Source organism: Ruegeria sp. CK3 (assembly GCF_056536565.1).
In genome coordinates this window covers 79,414-99,502 of record NZ_JBQFPV010000013.1, presented here as the reverse complement: position 1 = coordinate 99,502, position 20,089 = coordinate 79,414, and the positions used below count along the sequence as shown (strand labels likewise).

Annotated in this window: 21 protein-coding genes; 9 read left to right on the top strand and 12 right to left on the bottom strand. The window is 58.8% G+C overall.

The genetic code is table 11. The features are described from left to right. Positions 1-54: 54 nt before the first annotated feature. Positions 55-906 carry a pantoate--beta-alanine ligase gene (gene panC / locus ACR0C3_RS19820; RefSeq protein WP_480760122.1) on the bottom strand — a complete coding sequence of 284 codons (852 nt, stop codon included), beginning with the start codon at positions 904-906 and terminating at the stop codon, positions 55-57. Further along, positions 903-1,739, bottom strand: a complete 837-nt coding sequence (gene panB, locus ACR0C3_RS19815) for a 3-methyl-2-oxobutanoate hydroxymethyltransferase (protein WP_480760121.1) — start codon at positions 1,737-1,739, stop codon at positions 903-905. Before panB ends, panC begins: the two co-directional genes overlap by 4 nt. Positions 1,740-1,909: 170 nt before the next feature. Here panB and ACR0C3_RS19810 point away from each other — a divergent pair, with 170 nt between their 5' ends. Next, entirely contained in the window at positions 1,910-3,397 is a 1,488-nt protein-coding gene (locus tag ACR0C3_RS19810; RefSeq protein ID WP_480760119.1) for an ABC transporter substrate-binding protein, read from the top strand. A gap of 9 nt (positions 3,398-3,406) precedes the next feature. Here the strand turns inward: ACR0C3_RS19810 and ACR0C3_RS19805 are convergent, their stop codons facing one another. After that, complete coding sequence (locus tag ACR0C3_RS19805) at positions 3,407-3,733, bottom strand: SH3 domain-containing protein (RefSeq protein WP_170379470.1); 327 nt, start codon at positions 3,731-3,733, stop codon at positions 3,407-3,409. Positions 3,734-3,838: 105 nt separating this feature from the next. Here ACR0C3_RS19805 and ACR0C3_RS19800 point away from each other — a divergent pair, with 105 nt between their 5' ends. Genes ACR0C3_RS19800 through ACR0C3_RS19785 form a run of 4 tightly spaced genes read left to right on the top strand, consistent with a single transcriptional unit; the run spans position 3,839 to position 8,682 of the window. After that, on the top strand, positions 3,839-4,786 hold the full coding sequence (locus ACR0C3_RS19800) for an ABC transporter permease (RefSeq protein ID WP_170555359.1): 948 nt from the start codon (positions 3,839-3,841) through the stop codon (positions 4,784-4,786). Continuing rightward, positions 4,783-5,598 carry an ABC transporter permease gene (locus tag ACR0C3_RS19795; protein WP_480760118.1) on the top strand — a complete coding sequence of 272 codons (816 nt, stop codon included), beginning with the start codon at positions 4,783-4,785 and terminating at the stop codon, positions 5,596-5,598. The genes ACR0C3_RS19800 and ACR0C3_RS19795 overlap by 4 nt, the downstream gene beginning before the upstream one ends. Beyond that, positions 5,595-7,193 (top strand): ABC transporter ATP-binding protein, encoded by a 1,599-nt coding sequence (locus ACR0C3_RS19790; RefSeq protein WP_480760116.1) that lies wholly within the window; start codon positions 5,595-5,597, stop codon positions 7,191-7,193. The genes ACR0C3_RS19795 and ACR0C3_RS19790 overlap by 4 nt, the downstream gene beginning before the upstream one ends. A 37-nt stretch (positions 7,194-7,230) precedes the next feature. Beyond that, a complete protein-coding gene (locus ACR0C3_RS19785; protein ID WP_480760114.1) occupies positions 7,231-8,682 on the top strand; it encodes an aldehyde dehydrogenase family protein in 1,452 nt (483 codons plus the stop codon). On the opposite strand, the gene pncB is transcribed toward ACR0C3_RS19785, so the two are convergent. Further along, complete coding sequence (gene pncB, locus ACR0C3_RS19780; protein ID WP_480760113.1) at positions 8,679-9,971, bottom strand: nicotinate phosphoribosyltransferase; 1,293 nt, start codon at positions 9,969-9,971, stop codon at positions 8,679-8,681. The two genes, ACR0C3_RS19785 and pncB, sit on opposite strands and share 4 nt — an antisense overlap. 165 nt (positions 9,972-10,136) lie before the next feature. Here pncB and ACR0C3_RS19775 point away from each other — a divergent pair, with 165 nt between their 5' ends. After that, positions 10,137-10,634 (top strand): hypothetical protein, encoded by a 498-nt coding sequence (locus ACR0C3_RS19775; protein WP_480760112.1) that lies wholly within the window; start codon positions 10,137-10,139, stop codon positions 10,632-10,634. Here ACR0C3_RS19775 and pncA read toward each other — a convergent pair. Next, positions 10,631-11,227 (bottom strand): bifunctional nicotinamidase/pyrazinamidase, encoded by a 597-nt coding sequence (pncA, locus tag ACR0C3_RS19770; RefSeq protein WP_480760111.1) that lies wholly within the window; start codon positions 11,225-11,227, stop codon positions 10,631-10,633. The two genes, ACR0C3_RS19775 and pncA, sit on opposite strands and share 4 nt — an antisense overlap. A 94-nt stretch (positions 11,228-11,321) precedes the next feature. On the opposite strand from pncA, the gene trhO reads away from it, so the two are divergent. After that, positions 11,322-12,227, top strand: a complete 906-nt coding sequence (gene trhO / locus ACR0C3_RS19765; RefSeq protein ID WP_170692189.1) for an oxygen-dependent tRNA uridine(34) hydroxylase TrhO — start codon at positions 11,322-11,324, stop codon at positions 12,225-12,227. Positions 12,228-12,291: 64 nt separating this feature from the next. Beyond that, positions 12,292-12,792: a potassium channel family protein gene (locus tag ACR0C3_RS19760; protein WP_170379453.1), complete on the top strand. Its 501-nt coding sequence runs from the start codon at positions 12,292-12,294 to the stop codon at positions 12,790-12,792. 103 nt (positions 12,793-12,895) lie between these two features. On the opposite strand, the gene ACR0C3_RS19755 is transcribed toward ACR0C3_RS19760, so the two are convergent. Beyond that, the gene (locus ACR0C3_RS19755; RefSeq protein WP_480760110.1) at positions 12,896-13,225 is read right to left on the bottom strand and encodes a hypothetical protein; all 330 of its coding nucleotides are present in this window, start codon (positions 13,223-13,225) and stop codon (positions 12,896-12,898) included. A gap of 164 nt (positions 13,226-13,389) precedes the next feature. Between ACR0C3_RS19755 and betB the strand changes: the two genes are divergently transcribed. Then, positions 13,390-14,844, top strand: coding sequence for a betaine-aldehyde dehydrogenase (gene betB, locus ACR0C3_RS19750; RefSeq protein WP_480760109.1), 1,455 nt, complete (start codon positions 13,390-13,392; stop codon positions 14,842-14,844). 268 nt (positions 14,845-15,112) lie between these two features. Here the strand turns inward: betB and ACR0C3_RS19745 are convergent, their stop codons facing one another. The 6 genes from ACR0C3_RS19745 to ACR0C3_RS19720 form a co-directional block, all read right to left on the bottom strand. Continuing rightward, complete coding sequence (locus ACR0C3_RS19745; protein ID WP_480760108.1) at positions 15,113-15,268, bottom strand: hypothetical protein; 156 nt, start codon at positions 15,266-15,268, stop codon at positions 15,113-15,115. 141 nt (positions 15,269-15,409) lie between these two features. Further along, positions 15,410-17,560: a hypothetical protein gene (locus ACR0C3_RS19740; RefSeq protein ID WP_480760107.1), complete on the bottom strand. Its 2,151-nt coding sequence runs from the start codon at positions 17,558-17,560 to the stop codon at positions 15,410-15,412. Then, on the bottom strand, positions 17,557-18,426 hold the full coding sequence (gene motA, locus ACR0C3_RS19735; protein ID WP_480760106.1) for a flagellar motor stator protein MotA: 870 nt from the start codon (positions 18,424-18,426) through the stop codon (positions 17,557-17,559). Before motA ends, ACR0C3_RS19740 begins: the two co-directional genes overlap by 4 nt. 45 nt (positions 18,427-18,471) lie before the next feature. Next, a complete protein-coding gene (locus tag ACR0C3_RS19730; protein WP_480760105.1) occupies positions 18,472-19,056 on the bottom strand; it encodes a MotE family protein in 585 nt (194 codons plus the stop codon). Then, the gene (locus ACR0C3_RS19725) at positions 19,053-19,556 is read right to left on the bottom strand and encodes a DUF6468 domain-containing protein (protein WP_480760103.1); all 504 of its coding nucleotides are present in this window, start codon (positions 19,554-19,556) and stop codon (positions 19,053-19,055) included. Before ACR0C3_RS19725 ends, ACR0C3_RS19730 begins: the two co-directional genes overlap by 4 nt. A gap of 9 nt (positions 19,557-19,565) precedes the next feature. Next, positions 19,566-20,063, bottom strand: coding sequence for a flagellar basal body-associated FliL family protein (locus ACR0C3_RS19720; RefSeq protein WP_480760102.1), 498 nt, complete (start codon positions 20,061-20,063; stop codon positions 19,566-19,568). Positions 20,064-20,089: the final 26 nt, after the last annotated feature.

Below are 20,089 nucleotides of genomic sequence, written 5' to 3'. Positions count from 1 at the left end.
GTGGTGTTTTGCGGGACTTTAGCGCAAACACTCGCGCAGGGGCCAGAGCAGAAATCAGGCCGCAGCGACCGGGATATTGTCGATCAGCCGCACGCCATCCGCCCAGGCGGTGACGAACAGGCGGGCCGGGCGGTCGGCACGAGGCAGGGCCTGTAGCGTTTCTGCACAACGCAGGTCGATATATTCGACCTCGGTGAAGCCTGCCGCAATCAGAGAATCCCGTGCAGATTGCGCAAGCGGCGCGAAATCCGCGCCTTGTGACAGCGCCTCTGCCATTTCGCGCATGATCTGGTTCTTCTGCGCCGCGATCTGCAGCCCTTCGGCTGAGAGGCGCAGATTGCGCGAGGACATCGCCAAGCCCGACGGCTCACGCACGGTGGGGCAGCCAATGACCTCGATCGGGATATCCAGATCGCGGGCCATGCGCCGCACGACCAACAGCTGTTGATAGTCTTTTTCGCCGAAATAGGCTCGATCCGCTTGCGTTTGCAGGAACAGTTTGGCGACCACCGTGGCGACGCCTTCGAAGTGACCGGGGCGGAAGGGCCCCTCCATCACATCGGTCAGGCCCGCGACCGAAACCGTTGTCGAGAACCCCTCGGGGTAGATCTGATCCGGGTCCGGCACATAGATGGCGTCAACACCAAAGGGGGCGAGCTTTTCGGCATCCTCATGCTCGGTGCGCGGGTAGTTGGCCAGGTCCTCGGGGTTGTTGAACTGTTTGGGGTTCACAAAGATCGTGACAATCACGCGGTCGCATCCGGCTTTGGCCGCCTCGACCAGTGACAAATGGCCCTGATGCAGCGCGCCCATTGTGGGGACGACGCCGACTATCTCTCCGTCACGGTGCCATTGCGTGGTCAAGGCCCGCAGGTCCGCCAATCGGCGCAGAATAGGCGCGGTCATGTGTCGGTGCCCTTGGGGGCCTGATCCGCAAAAACATGCTCATCCGCCGGGAAGGTGCGGGCGCGTACTTCGGCTGCGTATTCAGCAATGGCGGCTTCGGCCAAGGGGCCAAGTTCGGCGTAGCGTTTGACGAATTTCGGTTTGAACGCAGTGAAAAAGCCTACCATGTCGTCGACCACAAGGATCTGCCCATCACAGCCGGCCGAGGCCCCGATGCCGATGGTCGGGATTTCCACCTCAGCCGTGATCCGATCGGCTAGACCTTGCGGAACCTTCTCTAACACGACCGAAAACGCACCTGCCTGTGCCACGGCGGCGGCATCAGCCAGCACCGCGTCGGCCTGTTCGTCGCGGCCTTGCACCTTATAGCCGCCCAGCGTGTTGATGGATTGCGGCGTCAGGCCGATATGGGCCATCACCGGGATGCCGCGCTTGACCAGAAAGCGGATGGTTTCGGCCATCTCGACCCCGCCTTCCAGTTTGACCGCGCCGGCCCCGGTTTCCGCCATCAGGCGGGCGGCGTTGCGGAAGGCTTGCGCGGGGCTTTCCTCGTAGCTGCCGAAGGGCATGTCGATCACCATCATCGCGCCTTCCAGCCCGCGGGCGACGGCCTGACCGTGCAGGATCATCATCTCCATCGTTACGCCAAGGGTCGATTCCAACCCGTGCAGCACCATTCCGACGCTGTCGCCAACAAGGACAAAGTCGCAATGGGCGTCCATCAGTCGGGCCATCGGCGTGGTGTAGGCCGTCAGACTGACCAAAGGATCGCCGCCTTTACGCGCGCGGATATCCTCGGCGTTCGGGGTTTTTTTGCGGGCTGTGGCGCTCATGCTCGGCTCCGGCACGGTTCATGTTGCAGCGCGGCATAACAGATCGGACCGGGCCCGCGAAACCCCGGTTGCGCGAACATTTCCTTGAATGACCCTAGGTTTAAGGGAACACTGGCCTCCGGTAGGCCCGAAATACGCGGCTACGTTGACATCAACGGGGAGAGATTTTCATGACAAAGCAGATGTTTCGAACCTTCGGATCGGTCTTGGCGCTCAGCGCCAGTGTGCTGGCGACGCAGGCATTGGCGAAATCCGACATCACCATCGCCATGCAGCTGGAGCCACCGCATCTGGACCCGACCAGTGCCGCCGCGCAGGCCATTGATTCGGTTGTTTACACCAATATTTTCGAAGGTCTGACCCGTTTCATGGGCGACGGCTCGGTCGTGCCGGGTCTGGCGGAAAGCTGGGAGATTTCCGATGACGGCACCGTCTATACCTTTAAGCTGCGCGATGGAGTGACCTTCCACGATGGCACTACGATGGATGCCGAGGACGTCAAGTTCAGCCTGGATCGCGCTATGGCCGAGGACAGTGCGAATGCGCAGAAGGCGCTGTTCGCCGGCATCGAAAGCGTTGAAGCGTTGGACCCGACGACCGTTAAGGTGACCTTGTCCGAGCCAAACGGGAACTTCCTGTTCAACTTGGCCTGGGGCGACGCTGTGATCGTGGCCTCAGACAGCATCGACGACATCAAGACCAACCCGGTCGGAACCGGGGCTTTCACCTTTGGCGAGTGGGTGCAGGGCGACAGCATTACGCTGAACCGCAATCCCGATTATTGGGGCGATCAGCCAGCGTTAGAGACGGCTACGTTTAAATTCATTTCAGACCCGACAGCCGCTTTTGCCGCCATGATGGCCGAGGATGTGGATGTGTTCGACAATTTCCCCGCGCCCGAGAACCTGCCTCAGTTCGAGGCCGATCCACGCTTTCAGGTGCTTGTCGGCTCCACCGAGGGAGAGACGATCCTGTCCACGAACAACAAGCAGGCGCCGTTTGACGATATCCTCGTTCGGCAGGCGCTGGCCCACGCGATCGACCGTCAGGCGATCATTGACGGAGCCATGTTCGGCTATGGCACCCCCATCGGCACCCATTTCGCGCCGCATCACCCGGCCTATGTCGATCTGACCGGGCAATCCGCCTATGATCCGGAAAAAGCCAAATCTCTGCTTTCCAAGGCCGGTCTGGCAAACGGGTTCGAAACCACCCTGCATCTGCCGCCCCCGTCCTATGCGCGCCGGGGTGGCGAGATCATCGCCGCCCAATTGGCCGAGGTCGGGATCACGGCCGAGATCATCAATGTCGAATGGGCGCAGTGGTTGGAGTCGGTCTTCAAGGGCAAGGATTTCGGCCTGACCATCGTCAGCCACACCGAGCCGATGGATATCGGCATCTACGCCCGGCCCGAATACTATTTCCAGTATGAAAGCTCGGATTTTCAGGCGCTGATGGAGTTGCTGAACACCACAACCGACCCGGATGAGCGCACCCGCCTGATGGGTGAGGCACAACGGCTGATTTCCAGCGACTACGTCAACGGATACTTGTTCCAATTGGCCAAGCTCGGCGTGGCCAAGGCAGGCGTGCAGGGGCTGTGGCAGAATGCGCCAACAGCCGCTATTGATCTGACCGCGATCAGCTGGGCTGAGTAACTGTCGAGGCTATCCCGCCCCGTCAATCAACCAATTGCTATGAACCCAGCCCTTGCGTCGGGGCTGGCCATAGTAGACGCCGATCCATTCCCCTTGTTGTGCACAAGTGCGGACTGTGTCGCCGTTGCGCAGTTGGTCGACCTGGAAATAGTTTGACCCCGGTCCAGTGCGCACAGCCAGAAAGCCATCACCGTTTGGATCCAGACCCGAGACGATACTGGCCGCGCATCCTGCGGCTTGCCCGTCTTCGGTGATCACGAAATCCACATCTAGTTGCTGAGCGGGCGCCGCGCCCGCTGCGGCTAAAAACAAAGCCGCAAGTACAGGTATTCTCATCATCAATTTCCTTTCAAACAATGGTCTCAGGATAGGACCCGCACTGATTCTCGACAATGGAACTGGTGCTGGACCCAAAGCGCGGCCCGGCCTAACGTGGCGCTGATGCTTCGCTATGCCCTCAAACGTCTGATTTCGCTGGTGATCAGCCTGGCGGTTGCCTCGGTGGTGATCTTCGCCGTGATCGAGATCGCACCGGGCGATCCAGCCTCATTCATGCTGGGCGTCAACGCGCAGCCCGATACGCTGGCCGCTCTGAGGGCCGAGTTGGGGTTGGATATGTCCAAACTTGATCGGTACTTTAATTGGATTGGTGGCATGCTGGTCGGCGATTTTGGTACCTCCTACACCTATCGCACGCCGGTGTCGCAGATGATCGCGGATCGGCTATGGGTGTCATTGCCGCTGGCGCTATATGCGCTGACCCTGTCCACCCTGATCGCCTTTCCAGCAGGCATCTACGCCGCCGCCCGTCGCGGTAAACCGGGCGATCTGACGGTCATGGGGGCTACGCAACTGGGCATTGCGGTGCCGAATTTCTGGTTCGCGATGATGTTGGTGCTGATCTTCGCCATCAACCTCCGCTGGTTCAACGCCGGAGGGTTCGCCGGTTGGGACAAAGGGTTCTGGACCGGGCTGCATTCCCTGACCCTGCCCGCCATCGCTTTGGCGCTGCCGCAAGCGGCCATTCTGGCGCGGGTGATGCGGTCGTCGCTGCTCGACATACTTGGTGAGGATTTCATGCGCACAGCCCGTGCTAAGGGGCTTTCCCGCCGTCAGGCGCTGTGGAGACACGGAGTGCGCAACGCGCTGATTCCGGTGCTGACGATCATCGGGCTGCAATTTTCGTTCCTGCTGGCCGGGTCGATCATTATCGAGCAGGTCTTCTACTTGCCCGGCCTCGGGCGGTTGGTGTTTCAGGCAATCTCAGCCCGTGACCTGATCGTGGTGGAATCCGTGGTGATGCTACTCGTCTTCGCCGTTATCACCGTGAACTTTCTGGTCGATCTGGCTTATGCCGCCGTGGACCCACGGCTGAGGAGCCGGACATGAGCCGCAACCTGATCCTTGGGGCGGCGCTGTCGTCATTGATTCTGCTGGCCGCATTGGTGTCCTTTGTCTGGACGCCCTATGACCACGCTGTTCTGGACATTCCCGCGAAACTGCAACCGCCCAACGCGCAGCATTGGTTAGGCACCGATCACTTCGGGCGCGACATGTTCTCGATGATCATGGTCGGCGCGCGCACGTCCATCGCCGTTGCGTTGGTGGCGGTGGGGATCGGTATGGCGTTGGGCGTGCCCCTGGGCCTGACGGCGGCTGCGCGCAAGGGGGCTTGGCAGGATGAAGTGATCATGCGCGGCAACGATCTGGTATTTGCCTTCCCCTCGCTGGTCATCGCAATCCTGATCACCGCCGTCTTCGGCGCGGGTGCGATCAACGCGATCATCGCAATCGGCATCTTCAACATCCCCGTCTTCGCCCGCATCACGCGCGGCGCGGCCCTGTCCCTGTGGGAGCGTGAGTTCATCCTCGCCGCCCGTGTCTCGGGTAAGGGAGCTGCACGGATCTCGGCGGAGCATATCCTGCCCAATGTCGCAAACCTGCTGATCGTTCAGGGAACCATCCAGTTCAGCCTCGGAATCTTGGCCGAGGCGGGGCTGAGTTACGTCGGTCTCGGCGCGCAACCACCCACGCCAAGCTGGGGCCGGATGCTGGCTGATGCTCAGACAATGGTCAGTTTTGCCCCGCATTTGGCTCTAATTCCGGGTTTGGCAATCATTGTGACGGTGCTGGGATTAAACTTGCTGGGTGACGGTCTGCGCGACTGGCTGGACCCCCGCATTCGGGTGGCGCGGGCATGAACCTGTTGCGGATCGAAAATCTGTCTCTGGCCATTCACGGGGCCGAGATCCTGAAGCAAGTCAGTCTGACCATCGCGCCCGGTCAGATCGTGGCGGTCACGGGTGAGAGCGGCTCGGGCAAGTCCATGACTGCGTTGGCCGTCATGCAACTGATGCCAAACGGAGCGCGCACCGACGGATCGATACATCTGGACGGGCAGGAGGTTCTGCATCTGCCCGAGACAGAAATGTGCGCCCTTCGTGGCGCGTCGATCGGAATGGTGTTTCAGGAACCGATGACCGCCCTGAACCCGGTCAAAACCATCGGCGATCAGGTGATGGAGACCATCCTGATCCACAAAGCAATGCCCCGCGCGCAAGCTGAGGCCCGCGCGCAAGAGGTTCTGAGTCGTGTTGGCTTGCCTCCTGAGCGTTTCCCTCTGTCCCGCTACCCGCATGAGCTGTCGGGTGGCCAGCGTCAGCGTGTGGTCATCGCGATGGCGATTGCACTCAGGCCCAGGTTGCTAATCGCGGATGAGCCCACGACAGCCCTAGACGTGACCACCCAGGCCCAAATAATGGACCTGCTGGAGGGGCTGGTGCGCGAATATGACATGGGGCTTCTGATGATCACTCATGATCTGGCCGTGGTGGCCGATATGGCGGATCAGATCGTGGTCATGCGCCGGGGCGAAGTTGTCGAAAGCGGCGCAACCGACCATCTGCTTCAAAACATGCAGCACCCCTATACACGGATGCTGTTTGACGCCTCGAACCATCAAGTTGCTCTGCCTGAGACGCCGGAACAAAAGCCCTTGCTTGAGGTCACCGACGTGGTCCGTGACTATCGCCTACCGCGCACGGGACTGTTCACAAAGCCCGCCTACATGCGGGCGGTAGACACGGTCAGCTTCACCCTCAACCGCGGAGAGCGTCTGGGTCTGGTCGGAGAGTCAGGATGTGGAAAATCGACCCTAACACGGGCTATTTTGGGCCTAGAGGAGGTCCAATCCGGCGAAATCCGGCTGGATGGCGTGCCCGTTTTCTCGGGCCACAAGCCAAATCTCGACGTCCGTCGGAAGATGCAGGTCGTGTTCCAAGACCCCTATGGCAGCTTCAACCCGCGCCACCGCGTCGCGCGGTTGATCACAGAGCCGTTTCACCTGCTGGAAGCCCCTCCGACCGGATCCGAGCGTCAGGACAGGATCGCCGAAATGCTGCGCGCTGTCGGCCTCAGCCCGGATGATGCCGGGAAATACATCCACGAATTCTCGGGTGGGCAGCGGCAACGCATTGCTATCGCCCGCGCGTTGATCATTCGCCCAGAACTGATCCTGTTTGATGAGGCGGTCTCGGCCCTCGATGTGTCGGTCCGGGCGCAGATCCTCGATCTTTTGGCGGAATTGTGCGCGGCCTACGATCTGACCTATTTGTTCATCAGCCACGATCTGAGCGTTGTGCGCACGATCACGGATCGGGTGATGGTGATGCAGGCCGGGAAAATCGTCGAACAGGGCGAGACCGAGGATGTCTTTGCCAATCCCGGTCACCCCTATACCCGCAAGCTGATCTCTGCCGCGCCGCAATTGCCCGAGATCGGGCGCAAAATCGCATGATATTCTCTATTTTAGAGCCTAAATACAGGAGTTCCCAATGACCAACCCGATTTGGTTCGACCCCAGCCAATGCCTGATCGGCGGGGAGTGGAAAACGCCAGAAGCGGGGGAATACTTGCCGCTTGTGAACCCTTCGGACGGGTCGGAACTCTGCCAGATTGCACGTGGTCAACAGGCCGATATCGACGCGGGTGTCGCTGCCGCGCGACTAGCCTTGGATGGAGACTGGGGTCGGATGCCCGCGTTCGAGAGGGGGCGCATCCTGAGCAGACTGGGACAATTGGTTCTGGACCGGGTGGACGACCTTGCACGGCTTGAGGCCATGGATGTGGGCAAACCGCTGACCCAGGCCCGTGCCGATGCCATCGCTTTGGCGCGGTATTGCGAATTCTACGGAGGTGCGGCGGATAAAGTGATGGGTGAGACCATTCCCTATCTTGACGGCTACACTGTCTACACCCTGCGCGAGCCGCATGGCGTCACAGGGCATATCGTGCCTTGGAATTACCCGATGCAGATCATTGGACGCTCGGTCGGGGCGGCGCTGGCCATGGGAAATGCATGCGTTTTGAAACCTGCAGAAGAGGCCTGCTTGACCGCCCTCGCCTTCGCGCATCTGGCAGTTGAGGCCGGATTGCCCGCCGGGGCGCTGAACGTCGTTCCCGGTCTGGGGGCAGAGGCTGGCGCGGCGTTGTCCGGGCACGCAGGCGTTGACCATATCTCGTTCACCGGGTCGGTTGCGACGGGGGCCTTGGTGCAGCAGGCGGCTGGGAAAAATGTGGTTCCGGTGACGCTGGAGTTGGGCGGAAAGTCTCCGCAATTGGTGTTCGACGACGCTGATCTAGAGGCGGCGCTGCCGTTCTTAGTCAATGCGGGCATTCAGAACGCGGGACAAACCTGTTCGGCCTCGTCACGCATTCTGGTGCAGCGTGGTTTGTATGAGAAGGTCAAGGAGCAAATGGCCGAGGCCTACGCGCAACTGACCGTTGGGCCTGCGTTGGATGACCTGCGCGTGGGGCCGCTGATCTCGGACCGGCAGAAGGCAATTGTTTCCGGGTTCTTGTCCAAAGGCGCGGATTTAGCGATTGCCGGGCAGGGACAGATCGAACCCGACGCACCCGAGGCAGGCGCTTATGTGCGCCCGACGCTCTTCGCTGAAGTGCCTGCCGATCACGCTCTGGCCCGGGAAGAGATCTTTGGTCCAGTGCAGGTCTTGATCCCGTTTGAGACCGAAGAACAGGCTCTAACCATAGCCAATAGCACCGACTATGGATTGGTCGCCAGCATCTGGACGCGCGACGGGGCGCGGCAGATGCGATTGGCCAAGCGCCTCCGTTCGGGGCAGGTGTTCATTAACAATTACGGCGCCGGCGGAGGCGTAGAGCTGCCGTTCGGAGGGGTCGGGAAATCCGGACACGGTCGCGAAAAAGGGTTCGAGTCGCTCTATGGCTTTTCGCAACTCAAGACGGTGGCTGCCTTACACGGCTAGACGATCACCTCGATCGGTTTCTGCGCGCCAACGCCGAACACCCGCTTGTAGCGCTCAATTTCGTCGGCGGGTCCCATGGCCTTTTCCGGGTTGTCCGACAGTTTGACCGTCGGACGCCCATTCGCCGAAACCGCCTTGCAAACCAGCGAGAACGGCGCCAGCGCGTCATCTGGAACAAGGCCGCGGAAGTCGTTGGTCAGCAGCGTGCCCCAGCCAAAAGAGATATTGGTGCGCTCTGAGAACTGACTGTGCAGCTCTTTGATCTTGTCGACGTCCAAACCGTCCGAGAAGATGATTCGCTTCTGCTTAGGGTCCTCGCCACGAGACGTCCACCAGTCGATCGCAATCTCGGCACCGGCGGCGGGATCGCCGCTGTCGATGCGGATGCCCGTCCATCCGGCCAGCCAGTCCGGGGCGTGATCCAGAAACCCTTTGGTGCCATAGGTGTCAGGCAGGATGATGCGCAGATTGCCTTCATGTTCGTCATGCCAGTCGCTGAGGACGTCGTAGGGGGCCTGCGCTAGCGCCTCATCTGAGTCTGCAAGGGCAGAATAGACCATGGGCAGTTCATGCGCGTTGGTGCCAATAGCCTCAACCTCGCGCCGCATGGCGATCAGGCAGTTCGAGGTGCCGGTGAACGACTTGCCCAGCCCCTCGATCATGGCTTGCACGCACCAATCCTGCCATAAGAAGGAATGCCGCCTCCGGGTGCCAAAATCTGCGATCCCAAGCCCGTCGATAGAACCCAGCTGTTCGATCTTTTCCCACACACGCGTCATCGCACGGGCATAGAGCACCTGAAGTTCGAACCGACGCATGTGGTTCAGCACCGCGCGCGAGCGTAGCTCCATCAGCACCGCGAGCGCCGGGATCTCCCACAGCATGACCTCATGCCATTTGCCTTCGAAGGTCAGTTCGTATTGGTCGCCTTTACGTTCCAGATGGTAGGGTGGCAGGCGCATATTCTCGAACCACTCCATGAAATCCGAACGGAACATCTGCCTTTTGCCATAGAACATATTGCCCCGCAGCCACGTGCTTTCCCCCCGGCTGAGGCTGAGCGAACGGATGTGATCCAGCTGTTCCCGCAGCTCACCTTCGTCAATCAAATGGGCCAGCGGCACGTGATTCGAGCGGTTGATCAGGGAAAACGCGACATCTGTTTGGGGCTTGTTGCGAAACACTGACTGGCACATCAGCAGTTTGTAGAAATCCGTGTCGATCAAAGACCGCACAATCGGGTCGATCTTCCATTTGTGATTGTAGACACGGGTCGCGATGTCGACCATGGGGAACTCCTGCAATTTCCGTTGTTAGATCAATCAGCACGGTGAATGGCAAGAGTCGCTGATTCGGTGACAATGCCCGTTTGGCGTCACAATGCGGGCTTATTGTCCGTTGTTTTCACCAATTAGTGATGGGGTGGGATGGAAAGACAAAACTGATGGTTGTTAATGAGTTTGCTGTACGATTTTGATATGGTTGTAAGACCGGCGGAAGGGGATGTTCCGGCTCAGGTCTGTGCGCGGTTCAGAGATGTGAAGACCTCTGACGCGTTGCGAGGGGCTTCCCCAGGGATTCGTATGATGTTCCAGGACGCGGGGTTTGATCTCGATTCCCATGTCAGTGGTATCGTACCGGACAAGTTTCCAACCGAAGACCTGCCCGACCGAACCCGGATACTGCGCACCCTGTTCGACAACATCAAAAGCCGCGGTGTGCGGGGGGAATATTGTGGTGAGTTCGATCTTCGGCAATTCCTCGGGCACATTCGCCGCGCCGAGGCGGTTGATGGGCTTGTCCGGGTTATTCCCGTTCAGCGTCCTCCGGTGCCACAGCCTGACGGGCCCAAACGCATGACCGCAAAAGGGCGGATTGGTGTTGGTCTTGGAGTGGCGGTGATTCTGTTCGCGGTGCTTAAGTATCTCGCAGAAACGGGTGCCGCGCCTTAGTCGGCCAGAGTAACTCCGGCGGCCTGCATAGCCTGTTGCGCAGCAGCCAGTGAACCATCCATGTCAATCGCACGGCAGGCGCTTTGCACAACCGTGACGTCGAAGCCGAGCTTCGCGGCATCAACGGCCGAATAGTGAACACAGAAATCGGTCGCGAGCCCCACGAGGGTCAGTTTCGAAATGCCGCGCGTGTCCAGATACCCTTTCAACCCGGTCGGCGTCGCCTGATCATTCTCGAAAAACGCCGAATAACTGTCGATGGCGCTGCGAAACCCTTTGCGGATGATCAGGTCTCCATCCGTGCGCAAATCCGGGTGAAAACCCGCGCCATCGGTGCCTTGCACGCAATGGTCGGGCCACAGAACCTGCGGGCCATAAGGCATCTGGGTCATTTCAAAGGGGGCCTTGCCCGCATGCGAACTGGCGAATGAAGAATGCCCCGCCGGGTGCCAGTCCTGCGTCAAGATGACGGCGTCGAACCTGTCCATCATTGCGTTGATCGGGGCAACGATCTGATCCCCTCCGGCCACGGCCAGCGCGCCGCCGGGGCAGAAATCGTTCTGGACGTCGATGACAAGCAGGGCATGGGTCATGGCAATCTCTCCTTTGGTTTATCGGTACGGCGCGGTTCCGGGGGCGTCAATCCGATCCCTTGCGACTCTGCGCTGTCAGGTTTAGACCGCGCGCATGTATACGATCGCTGCCCTCTACCACTTCACCCGTTTCGCTGATCACGCCGCCCTGCGCGCGCCGCTGTTGGACCTGTGCCGCGCGCAATCGGTCAAAGGCACCCTGTTGCTGGCGCAAGAGGGGATCAACGGCACGATTGCTGGCCCGCGCTCCGGGATCGACGCCGTTCTGGCGCATATCAAGGCCCTGCCGGGCTGTGCCGATCTGGAGTGGAAAGAGGCCACCGCCGACCATCCGCCTTTTGGCAAGATGAAGGTGCGTCTGAAGAAAGAGATCGTGACCATGGGCCAGCCGGATGTCGATCCGCGCGCCCGCGTCGGCAACTATGTCGAACCCGAGGAATGGAATGATCTGATCCGCTCGGACGATGTGGTCGTGATCGACACGCGCAACGACTATGAGGTGGCGATTGGCACGTTTGAGGGCGCAATAGACCCTGAAACTGCCAGCTTCCGCGAATTTCCCGACTGGTGGGAGCAGAACAAGGACCGATTCCACAATAAGCGTGTCGCGATGTTCTGCACTGGTGGTATCCGCTGCGAGAAATCCACCAATTTTCTGCTGGGGCAGGGGGTCGAGGATGTCTATCACCTTAAAGGTGGCATCCTACGCTATCTCGAAGAAATGCCCGCTGAGGACAGCACCTGGCAGGGCGAGTGTTTCGTCTTCGACAATCGTGTGTCGGTTGGCCACGGTCTGGTCGAGGGGCCGCATAACTTGTGCCACGGGTGCCGCCGCCCGATCCTGCCCGAAGATGTGAAGCGCCCGGAATATGAACATGGCGTGTCTTGCCATCTCTGCGTGGATGAGACGTCGGAGGCCGACAAGATGCGGTTCCGCGAGCGGCAGAAACAGATCCTCCTGGCCCGCGCGCGTGGCGATGAACATCTGGGCAGCGTCTGAATTCCGCTTGCAGGTCGGCGGGGAATCCCGATGATTGTCGCCGGATTGCTGTGATGGAGTTTCAATGACCCGCAAACCGACAACTCTGGCGGAATGGAAATCGACCTTTCTAGCCGCTGCTGGGTTGGTGCTGGCCAGTTTCCTGGCATGGTTCGGCCTGTCGCGGTTGAGTGAGACCACCGCTGGGGACACGATCGGCACCATTGCCTCGGTCGCGTTGCTGATCTGGTTGGTGTCGCAGTCGTGGTACTACATGACCCAGGTGAAATCGCCGCGCAGGTTGTTGTTCCTGATGGGTGTTTCTTTCATTCAGGTCGTGCCGTTCCTGTTTGCTGCCGTCTATGGGGCCTTTGGCTACAACGACAATTGCGTTCTCGGGGCGGAAGGCCCTGCCGATATCCTGTATTTCTCATATGTCACCTTCACGACGGTTGGGTATGGCGACATGAGCCCCACAGGCCTTTGCCGCGGCTTGGCCGTGTCCGAGGCCGTAACAGGCTATATTCTCTTGGGCATGTTCGTTGCGGCAGCCGTGTCGCTCTATTCGCGAAACCACGCGCATTAAATCGTTTTGCGTTTTACCTAAGGCTTAGCCATCGAAATGCGCATTCGACCGCCGGGAGAGGCAGCGCATTGCGATTCAAATCAAACGCAAAACGATCTTGGCTCTATTTATTCTGGTCGATCCAAAGCGACATCAACTGCTTGTCGCGAAAGCAATCGGACGGGATCGGGCGACGTTTGCTGCGCGATATCCGTTCAGCAAAGGCGACCTGTTTGCCGGTCGGGTAGTTGGCAAAGGGCGATGGATCCTCGGGCTTGTGGGCCGATATCCAAGCCGACATGGACTTGCGGTCCCGCTGCGCCTCAACCGGGATTTCCAGTGCGGTCTGCTCGGCGATGGCGCGGGCATAGCGCATCTGCCGGTCAGTCACGGGCAGCAGGTGGTAGTCGTTCGAAGGGCCGTTCAGGGCCTGATTTCGGGCGTGATAAGACATCGGAATGTTCCTCTGACTATGTGGAACATAAATAGAACATTAACTGTTTTTTTCAAGGGCACGGCGATTCACATCAGCGGGAGTTTGCCGTGATTCAGTTTCATTGACTGACCAATCAACAAAAGATACACGCTTGGGAAATTGCTTCGGAAAAGGAACCCGGCATGAAATTTCAGCCCAAGGCGAGCCATTTCATCAATGGCGCATATGTCGAAGACACCAACGGCGCGCCGATTGATGTGATCTACCCCGCAACGGGTGAGGTCATTGCCCGGCTGTATTCAGCCACGCCCGAGATCGTTGATCAGGCTCTGAACAGTGCAAAGGCGGCGCAAGCGGAATGGGCGGCCATGTCGGGCACCGAAAGAGGCCGCGTTCTGCGCCGCGCCGCAGACATCATGCGCGACCGCAATCACGACCTCTCGGTTCTGGAAACACATGACACCGGCAAACCCCTGCAAGAGACGCTGGTGGCCGACGCGACCTCGGGCGCGGATGCGCTGGAGTATTTCGGAGGGCTGGCCGCATCCCTGACCGGTGAACACATCCCTCTAGGCGGTGGCGATTTCGTCTACACCATCCGCGAGGCGCTGGGCGTTTGCGTCGGGATCGGCGCGTGGAACTACCCAACCCAGATCGCCTGTTGGAAGGGCGCGCCGGCGTTGGCCTGCGGAAATACGATGGTGTTCAAACCGTCTGAAACGACCCCGCTCTCTGCGTTAAAAGTGGCCGAGATCCTGATCGAGGCAGGCGCACCCAAAGGCATTTACAACGTGATTCAGGGCTATGGCGATGTAGGCGCATCGCTGGTGACTGATGCGCGCGCCGCCAAAGTGTCGCTGACCGGCTCGGTGCCGACCGGCCGCAAGGTTTATGCCGCAGCCGCCGAAGGCATGAAGCACGTGACCATGGAGTTGGGCGGCAAATCCCCCATGATCGTGTTTGATGACGCCGATATCGAAAACGCGGTCTCGGGCGCGATTCTGGGCAATTTCTATTCCTCGGGTCAGGTCTGTTCGAACGGCACACGCGTGTTCGTGCAAAAAGGTATCAAAGAGGCGTTTCTGACCCGCCTGTCCGAACGTCTGGCCACCACCAAGATCGGCGATCCGCTGGATGAAGAGGTCAACTTTGGCCCCATGGTCAGCGAAAATCAGATGAACATCGCGCTGGGCTATGTGGAAAAGGGCAAAGCCGAAGGCGCGCGTCTGGTTTATGGAGGAGAACGGATCGAGGGCGAGGGGTTCTATATGCAACCCACCGTGTTCGCCGATGTCACCGACGACATGACCATCGCCCGCGAAGAGATCTTTGGCCCGGTCATGTCCGTTCTGGATTTCGACACCGAAGAAGAAGTCTTGGCCCGCGCCAATGACACTGAATTCGGTCTCGCGGCTGGGGTCTTCACCAACGACCTGACCCGCGCCCATCGCATCGTCGCCGAGTTCGAGGCCGGGACTTGCTACATCAACACCTACAACCTCGCCCCGGTTGAGGCGCCGTTTGGCGGCTCCAAGATGTCGGGTGTCGGTCGCGAGAACTCGAAGCTCGCCATCAACCATTTCAGCGAGATGAAAACCGTCTACGTCTCGATGAACGATGTCGAGGCGCCTTACTGATCAGGTGTCTTGTTGGCGCTCTATCCTTCGCAATACTTGAGGGGCAGAGCGCTTTTCTATCGTGATCTGGAATCTTGTTTTCGCTGAGTATCGTCATGGGGTGCAATTGCGTTTTTCGTAGGTTTCGCAGACCGCCGATGTTCATTCTTTTTCAGAACGACTAAGCGCGCCTGAGACCCATATCCCAAATCGCACAAGATGTAGGCTCAGGGTTCCAACCCAGTAGATGCCGGTCACGGCGAGAGCAACGGCTCAGAGATAAACAAGTTTAGACATCGGTCTTTACCTCATTTTCCAAGCCGTGAACCATGCACAGGCTCGGAAAGCAAAATGTCTTGTGCCGAGGCGCTTTTGGGAAAGTCTTGTTTTCGGAACGTCTCAGCACGTCGCCCACTTCCTTGGACGGCGGTGTAAAGTCGGTCATGTTTCTTTGTGGCAAACGGTCGAAGGAACGCGCGAAGTCCCGTCAGAATTTTCATCAAGATATTTATTCAGCGTCGCACTAAGGGGAACTAAGCTAATAGAGTGAAAATAAATTATCGGAATGTGCGCTAGACTTTTGGTGTCATTGGTTGGGATCTGCCCCCTCATTGGGCGCGTGCTCAGGATCGGAGAGCAAACCGAAAAGGTCGGCAATATGCGTTCGGGTCTCCTCACTGTCGGCCAGTAAGCTATTGGCGTCTGCCAGAGGCGTCCCAAGAAGGCGACGAGGCGGTGAGGCGAGTTTCTCTGATATCTCGGCTAGGTCCGCAAATCGACTTTCAGGCTCAATATTTTCGGGCAATCCAGCCAACCAGAAATACCGGTTCGCAACCTTGGTTTCACCGAGGTCTCGGTACAAGTCTGCTGTCGCGCTCAGATCACCGATCGCCGCCAGGGCCTGAACGCGCAGGGTATCGGCGGCCGCTGAAGCATCATCGGAAAGTTCCAGCATCGCTTTGTGCGGTTTTTGGTCCAACAGTGCCGCGCGCGCGCGCAATCGGGCGCGTTGGGATCGATCCGTCGTGTCATGCGTCCGGTTTGCAAAGGCAGAGCTTTGAGCCGCAAATCCTAAAGCGCCCAACCGATCTGACACCGCAATAGCGGCTTGCGTTGTCAAAGCCTTCGAGTCGCTTTCGGACAGGGTCAGTACCTGTTTCAGAAAGGCTACATCGTTTGACCTTTCTTTCAGAAGATGTATGTGACGGTTTAGGACATCCGCCCGATCAACACCCTCGGGCAGGCCTTGGATCAGATCGTAGGCTGCATCGAATTCAGTGTTCAAACTCAACGCGACAATATGTGCGTGCTGCATCATTGGTCCGGTTTCAGATCCACGAAACTCCAACGCGTAGGCTGCGGCGAGGGCAACGTCCTGCGGGGATACCGCCCCCCGCTCTGCCCAGCGTTTCTCGATCAAGCGCGCCAAGGCCAGAGGGGAATCTGTTGCGGTTTCCGGCGTAGAAATCACCTCTTCCAAGATGGCATCGGCCACCTCAGAGTCGCCTGCGGCCTGAGCGATCTGAGCCTTGGCAACGCTGGGTTGTTCCTCCGTTTCAACGCGGTCAACGGAACGCATCACCCGCCGCGCCGCCTCCAACTTATCTGCTTCGACCAAAATCGATGACAGTCTTGGGCCCAAACTGCGGCGCAAATGTCGGGGAAGGCTGTAGAAAGATTGCTCGATCGCGCCCAGATCGGCATCCGGGCTCAGCGTTTGCATGCTGAGTAGTGACCAGAGAGCCGCATCGCTACTACAGCGCTGAAGGCCCCGAAACGGACTATCTTCTGCGGGCTTACGGTGATCCACAAGCCCAGCTATGGCTTGCACCCAGCTTTGCTCTTCGGGATGGTCTTCAACCAGAGCAAGCGTGGAGACAGCTTCTGCTCCGAACCCGAAATAAGCGTAGAGTTTCGCTAGCTTGAACGCCAGATTGGTGTCCACGCGGTCAAACTCCTGATACAAGCCAGAGCGCAGATCGGCGATCTGTTCGTCAAACGGGCGCGCGTCGGACCATGTGTCGAACCCCAGCCGAGCGCTGCTGATGCAAGCGGGACGTTTTTCAATTTGAGGGATATTGGGGCCAAGTAGACCTTCCAACTCGTCCACAATCGTTGAGACTTTCATATTCGCTGCAAAATTCGGCAGCACGTTCGTGTTGTTCGGAGGTGTTGATGTGCGGGGGCCAATGGCGGCCAGGTCCAGGTCAAGGACCTCTCGGTCGGCACCTTGCAGTAGCCTGGCTGAGAGTTGATCTTTGAAGCCCTGTTGGTTCAGCGTCAAAAGCGGCAAGACTAAGGGTTCAGGCGGATCTTCTACTCCCGACGGCGGCAGAGACGGTGGCAAAGGGATGTTGGCAGTCAAAGGCGGAAGCAAAGTGCCTTGCGAAATATCCACGACGATCATTGATTGTTGAAACAGAAAGGCCGTGGCCACGCAGTCGCAGCCAAACTCTAAATCAAGTGCGGCACCTGGTTCCGATTGAGAAAGGGCTGACAAGCGATTTGATGTCAGCCTTCCAAAAACGCCTTCTGTCTGAAAGAGGACGTCGTCGATTAAAACGGTCAGCCTCGCCCCGTTTTTTCGGCGCGCAAGAACCCATCCGGTGCCCGGCGGAACCTTTACGACGAGGCGGGTATGGCTGTCATGTTCTCCTGACCGGACAACCAGCGTTTCAGCAGTGGCCGATGTTGCCACTGCGATCAGGATCGACGTGAAGAGAGCTAGGCCTTTCATGCCGCCGCCTGTTTGAGTTCCTTGAGAGCATCCTCAAGTTCCGAGAAACCGGGCCGGTTGTGGGTTGGTGTGTTCTGGCGGCCGACTTCGATGCACATGGCGGCATTGTGGTTGTGCAGGTTGGCGACCAAAACCTCTTTGATCAACTGGTAGAAGTGATTGTCTTCTTCCACGACGGTTTTCAGTTTGCCTGCAAAGGGACCCACCAGGCCATAAGCCAGAAATACTCCCAGGAATGTCCCGACCAGAGCTCCCCCGATCAGCTTGCCCAGAACCTCAGGCGGCTGGTCGATTGACCCCATCGTTTTGATCACGCCCAGAACGGCGGCGACAATCCCGAGGGCGGGCAAGCCGTCGGCGACGGTTTGCAGCGCATGGCTGGAATGCATGGCGTGATGAAAATTGGCCTCCATCCGTTTATCCAGAACTTCTTCGACCTGATGGGGGTCATCATAGTTCAGCGCAGCCGAGCGCATCGTGTCGCAGATCAGGTCCACGGCTTCCTTGTCGGACTGGATTTTCGGGTAGACGGAAAACAGACTCGAGTTCTCGGGGTCTTCAATGTGCTGTTCAACCTCGACCGGGTTTGCGCGTGCGATGCGGATCAAAGAGAATAGAAGGCACAGAAGGTCACGGTAGTCTTCGGGTTTCCATTTTGCCCCCTTGAAGACCTTGCCCATGTCTTTGATCGTATGTTTGATCCCACCCATATCGTTGCTGATCAAAAAGGCACCAACAGCGGAGCCGCCGATCATCATCATCTCAAACGGCAGGGATTTCATGATAATCGTCATCTTGCCGCCCGCAGCCAGATAGCCGCCGAACACCATCACAAAGATGACAACAATTCCAACAATTCCAATCATTTGAGATCTCCGACAAGTATCCAAATAGCCTTGATAAGCATGCGATTATTCCTGTGGCGCATTGGCATTTCGACCCGCCATGACGACACTGATCGTATAGGCAGCTTCGGGGCTGAGGCCGGCCAGCACGCCCGCTGCGGCATCGGCGGGCATGCGCGACAGGAAACCGGCCGCAAAGCTGGGATGCATCGTCTCGAACAGGGCGGCGGCATCTTTGGGTTTCATGTTTTGGTAGACGTCCGTCAGCCGGGTCAGGTCCGTTTCAGCGGCCTTGTTCGCCAGTGCCAGTGTTTCCCGCAGGCCTTCCTCGGCTTGTTGTAGTGCAGCCAAGCGCGTTTCGATGGCCTCATGGGCAATCTCCAGCGCCTTTTCCTTTTCTTCCAAGGCGTCTTCCCGCTGTTTCAGGCGTTTTTCACGGCGCAGAAGTTCGTTCAAAAGCACCTGCAGATCCGGAGCGGGTTTTGACATAGGCGGCTCTTCGGACTTTGTTGGCTCAACTGTCTTGGCCAATGCGGGCCCGGCTTCCAGCCCAAGGCGAATCGCGGCGGAACCCATCATCAGCAGAGCAATCACCGCCAACACGCCGCCACGGGGTCGCGCCCTGCCTTTCTGCGTGACAGAGCGTTTCATTCCGCGGCCTCCACACCCTGCCGTTTGTGCCGGAAGAACATCAAACCTTCAGGTGTCTTGTTTGGTTGGTTGGCCTTGCTCTCGTCGGCGGGCGTGTCGACCACATCCGATTCCTGAGTGTCAGGTGCCTCTTCAGGCTCGGCCTTGCCCTCAGCCTCTTCATCCGGCTCTGACGATACTTCCGGCGCGGGCGGTTCAGGTGCTGCCTTTTCCTTCGGGATGACGTCATGCATTGATGCCATCATCAGTTCGAGCCGCTGCGCAACTGATTGCGCGCGTTCCGTCAGCTCTTTCAGCTCATTCCCGGACTGGTCCGAGGCAGCCCGCGCGCTGTCCAGCGACTTTTTCAACTCTTCCGCCTGGGTGGACAGCACCGCGACGGCCCCGCCCACGCCTTGCTCCAGATCCGTGAACCGTTTCAGGCGGCGTGACAGAACAAAGCAGTACAGACCGGCACCCAGCGCGCCCGCGACCAGCAAAATATCTGCAATAAGTTCCAATTTTGCCTCCTAATTCAGAACAAATTCCATCACCAGAACGTCGCGCACACGACCCTCTCCGACGACGATGTCAATGCGCCGCAGCAGATGCCCCCGGATACGTACCAGCGCTAAGGAGTCTTCGAGGTCCGAAACCTCTAGCGCCCGAAGATATCCGTTCAGCACATCCATGATTCGCGGCTGCATTTTTTCCACATCACTGATGTAGGCCGAGTTAACTTCGAGCTGCGCGTGGAATTTCAGATGCCGCGACTCACCCGCATTTACCGACAGAATCACCGGCGGAAGATCGACGAATCCCACATCCGGCAGGGCCTTGGCCGGTTTGTCTTTGTCTGCGTCCAGAGATTCCGCCTTTTCGGGTTTTGCCCCAAAGGGCAACAGCCCGGACGTGGTCGCGTAATAGCCGCCTCCCGCCCCGACGAGCGCCAGAACCACCCCGACGATCAGACCCATTTTCCCTGATTTCTTAGGGGCTTCTGCCTCTTCCGCTGTAGCGTCAGTCATGACGTCCTCATTCATTCGATCTGAAG